The sequence below is a fragment of the Segatella salivae DSM 15606 genome (genome assembly GCF_000185845.1).
Classification (GTDB): domain Bacteria; phylum Bacteroidota; class Bacteroidia; order Bacteroidales; family Bacteroidaceae; genus Prevotella; species Prevotella salivae.
Map to the genome: position 1 here is coordinate 445,605 of NZ_GL629647.1, position 4,269 is coordinate 449,873.

2 protein-coding genes are annotated in these 4,269 nt (G+C 41.6%); both read left to right on the top strand.

The genetic code is table 11. The annotated features are described in order from the left end of the window. Positions 1-15 precede the first annotated feature (15 nt). Positions 16-1,959 (top strand): ABC-F family ATP-binding cassette domain-containing protein, encoded by a 1,944-nt coding sequence (locus HMPREF9420_RS01880; RefSeq protein WP_007133696.1) that lies wholly within the window; start codon positions 16-18, stop codon positions 1,957-1,959. 44 nt (positions 1,960-2,003) lie between these two features. Continuing rightward, complete coding sequence (locus HMPREF9420_RS01885) at positions 2,004-4,010, top strand: M13 family metallopeptidase (RefSeq protein ID WP_147625696.1); 2,007 nt, start codon at positions 2,004-2,006, stop codon at positions 4,008-4,010. The last annotated feature ends 259 nt before the right edge of the window (positions 4,011-4,269 follow it).

Sequence of the window (4,269 nt, forward strand, 5' to 3'; positions counted from 1 at the left end):
AAATTATAAAAGAAGATGATATCAGTAGAAGGTTTAAAGGTTGAATTTGGTGTGAAACCGTTGTTCACCGATGTTAGTTTTGTGGTGAACGACCGTGATAGAATAGCACTTGTAGGGAAGAATGGCGCAGGAAAGTCAACAATGTTGAAGATACTTTGTGGTCTTCAACAACCCACGAGTGGAATGGTTTCTGTTCCAAATGATGTCACTATAGGCTATTTACCCCAGGTGATGAAACTGCAGGATGATACTACGGTGCGTGAAGAGACACGCAAAGCTTTTGCCGACAACACAAAAATTGCGGCTCGGTTGAAGAAGATGGAGCAGGAGATGGCCGACAGAACAGACTATGAAAGTGATAGTTATAGCAAGCTCGTTGAACAGTTTTCGCAAGAGCATGAGCGTTACATGATGATGGGAGGTGAGAACTATGAGGCTGAGATTGAACGCACATTAACTGGGTTAGGCTTTACGCGTGACGACTTCGAACGCCCCACAAAAGAGTTCTCTGGAGGTTGGCGCATGCGTATAGAACTTGCCAAAATACTATTAAAAAAGCCTGATGTGCTCTTGTTAGATGAGCCAACTAACCACTTGGATATAGAGAGTATACAATGGCTTGAGCAATTCTTGGTGCAGAGTTCAAGTGCAGTTGTGTTGGTAAGTCACGACCGCGCTTTTATCAATAACGTGACAAACAGAACGTTAGAGATTGTGTGTGGCCATGTAGAAGACTATAAAGTAAAGTATAACGAATATTTAGTGTTGCGCAAAGAGCGACGAGAACAACAGCTTCGTGCCTATGAAAACCAGCAGAAAGAAATTGCAGATACAAAGGCTTTTATAGAGAGATTTCGCTATCAAGCGACGAAGGCTGTGCAAGTACAACAACGCATTCGACAGTTAGAAAAGATAGTTCCGATTGAAGTAGATGAGGTAGATAATAGTGCTATGCATCTGAAATTTCCTCCTTGTTTGCGTAGTGGCGATTATCCAGTTATATGTGATGATTTACGGAAAGATTATGGTTCGCATACTGTCTTCGACCATGTCACATTAACAATAAAGCGTGGTGAGAAGGTTGCTTTTGTCGGTAAGAATGGTGAAGGAAAATCAACACTTGTAAAATGTATTATGGGTGAGATTCCCTATACAGGCAAACTGAAGATTGGACACAATGTGCAGATTGGATATTTCGCTCAAAATCAGGCACAACTTCTTGATGACTCTATCAGCATATATGACACGATTGATCAAGTCGCAACAGGCGATATGCGATTAAAAATCAATGATCTTCTTGGTGCATTTATGTTTGGAGGAGAGATTGCTGAAAAGAAAGTGAAGTTTCTTAGCGGTGGAGAACGTAGCCGACTATCCATGATTAAGCTTTTGCTTGAGCCTGTAAACTTACTGATTTTGGATGAGCCAACCAACCATCTTGATTTGCCTTCAAAGGATGTTTTGAAAGAGGCTATCAAAGCGTTTGATGGAACTGCTATCATCGTTAGTCATGACCGTGAATTCTTAGATGGTTTAGTTGACAAGGTTTATGAGTTTGGAGGTGGCAAGGTTGTTGAGCATTTGGGAGGCATCTATGATTATTTGCGTGCGCGCAATGCTTCTACCATCCAGGAAGCGATAGACAACAAGACTGACAATGTGACGCAAACAAATGCTCCGAGTGAAAGTAACGCTGATAACAAGCAGAGTTATTTAGAGCGCAAAGAATGGCAGAAGAAACTCAATAAAGCCGAAAAAGCAGTGAAGGAATGTGAGAATCGTATAGCCAAGATGGAGCAACGAATAAAAGAACTTGATGCGCTTTTAGCTGATCCTAAGAACGCTTCAAATATGGAACTTGTTACAGAGTACACCATGATTAAACAGCATTTAGATGAAGAAAACGAACAATGGTTCACGCTTTCTGAATCATTGTCTGAACTTAAAAATAAGGTTTAACAACAAAAACATATTAATATGAAAATGAAAAAATCATTCCGATGATGATGATGGCAGCTGTTCCTGTTGCAGGAGTTGCTCAAAATCAATCAGGACTTTACGAAAAGAACTTTGATCGTTCAGTTCGTCCGCAAGATGATTTCTACCAGTTTGCTACTGGTGGATGGCAGAAAAACAATCCTCTTCCAGCCGCTTATAGCCGATTTGGAAGTTTTGACCAGTTGCAGGAAGACAACAACAAGCGCATCAATACCATTCTTAGTGAGTTGCAGAAAAAGCAGTATAAGAATGGAACGATTGAGCAAAAGCTTTCTGATTTTTATAAGTTGGCTCTTGATGTTGATAGAAGAAATAAGGACGGGATTGCGCCTGTTAAGAATCTCTTAGATGAAATTGAAGGAGCGAAGAGCGTAAAGGCACTCCGTGACCTGCAATTGAAGTATGCGGCACAAGGCTATGGTGTTCAGTTCAGCTCAGGCTTTGGCGCAGATGAGAAGGATGTTAAGAATAACATTCTAAACATCTATCAGAGTGGTCTCACACTTGGACAAAAGGATTATTATCTAAATAATGACTCTGCAACCGTTGCCATTCGAGATGCTTATAAGAAGTATATTAAGCAAATGTTTGTACTTTATGGATTCAATGAAGCCGAAGCTCAGAAAAGGAGTGACGAGGTATTTCGTCAGGAAACTTTGGTTGCTTTGATTTCTAAGAGCATGACCGAGTTGCGCGATCCTCAGGCAAATTACAATAAGATGACATTGGCTGAGGTGAAAGAAGATTATCCAAACATCCCAATCGAGCAGCTTGCTAATGCAGAAGGAATTAAGTCTTCTTACATTCAGAAGATGATTGTTGGTCAGCCTGCTTTTATGACAGGACTTGACAAACTGATGTCACTTCAGACAGCTGATGATATTAAGGCTCTCATGGAGTGGGATGTTATTTGTAGCAGCGCAAACTATTTGACTGATACTATCCGCGAAGCAAACTTTGATTTCTTTGGCAAAACCATGAGTGGACGAAAAGAAGACTATCCTCTTTGGAAGCGTGCTACGAATCAGGTTGAGGCTCAAATGGGAGAAGCTTTGGGACGCATCTATGCAAAACGCTATTTCCCCGAATCTTCTAAGAAGATGATGATGGATCTCGTTAAGAATCTACAAGTGAGTCTTGGTCAGCGTATTGATGCACAAACATGGATGAGCGATTCGACCAAAGCCAATGCACATGCAAAACTAAATCGCTTTTATGTGAAAGTGGGCTATCCTAATAAATGGACTGATTATAGCCGTTTGACAATCGACCCAAAGAAGAGTTTCTATGACAATGTAATGGCATGCCGACAGTTTGCGCACGATAAAGAAATTGCAGATAAAGCGGGTAAGCCTGTTGATAGAGACGAGTGGGGAATGACTCCGCAAACGGTCAATGCTTATTATAACCCAACAACCAACGAAATCTGTTTCCCCGCAGGTATTCTCCAATATCCTTTCTTCGATCCTAAGGCTGACGAGGCATTCAACTATGGTGCAATCGGCGTTGTCATTGGTCATGAGATGACTCACGGCTTTGATGATCAAGGTCGTCAATATGATGCTGATGGAAACATGAAAGATTGGTGGACAGCCAATGATGCTAAGGGCTTTGATAAGCGAGCTAAGCTCTATTCTGATTACTTCGATGGTATTGAAGTGCTGCCAGGACTGCATGCTAATGGCAAATTCACATTAGGTGAGAATCTTGCTGACCACGGAGGTCTTCAAGTAGCCTACAATGCCTTTTTGAATGCTACAGCCAAGAAACCTTTGAAAGATAAAGACGGCTTTACTCCTGCTCAGCGTTTCTTCTTGGCTTATGCTGGTGTTTGGGGACAAAACATCACAGACAAAGAGATTCGTAATCGTGTAAAGCGCGACCCACACTCATTGGGTAAGTGGCGCGTTGATGGTGCTCTGCCTCATATTGATGCTTTCTATAAAGCATGGAATGTGAAAAAGGGCGATAAGATGTATTTGCCGGAAAGCGAGCGCTTGCAGCTTTGGTAATACGCGCTTACAATTGATTTGAATAAAGAGGAGAAAAGCTCATCTGCTTTAGATGGCCTTTCTCCTCTTCTTTTTTGCCTTTCCGCGCCACGCAGCAGCATGAAAAACTTCTTTTTAGCCTTTCTGCAGTGTGCAGAAGCATGAAAAATCAACTTTTGGCCTTTCTGCAGTGTGCAGAAGCGTGAAAAATCTCTTTTTTGTCTTTCTGCAGTGTGCAGAAGCGTGAAAAATCTCTTTTTTGTCTTTCTGCAGTGTGTGG

Excerpts from the sequence above, each read along its gene's own strand:
- HMPREF9420_RS01880 (WP_007133696.1), top strand. The coding sequence starts at position 16 with ATGATATCAGTAGAAGGTTTAAAGGTTGAATTTGGTGTGAAACCGTTG.
- HMPREF9420_RS01885 (WP_147625696.1), top strand. The coding sequence starts at position 2,004 with ATGATGATGGCAGCTGTTCCTGTTGCAGGAGTTGCTCAAAATCAATCA.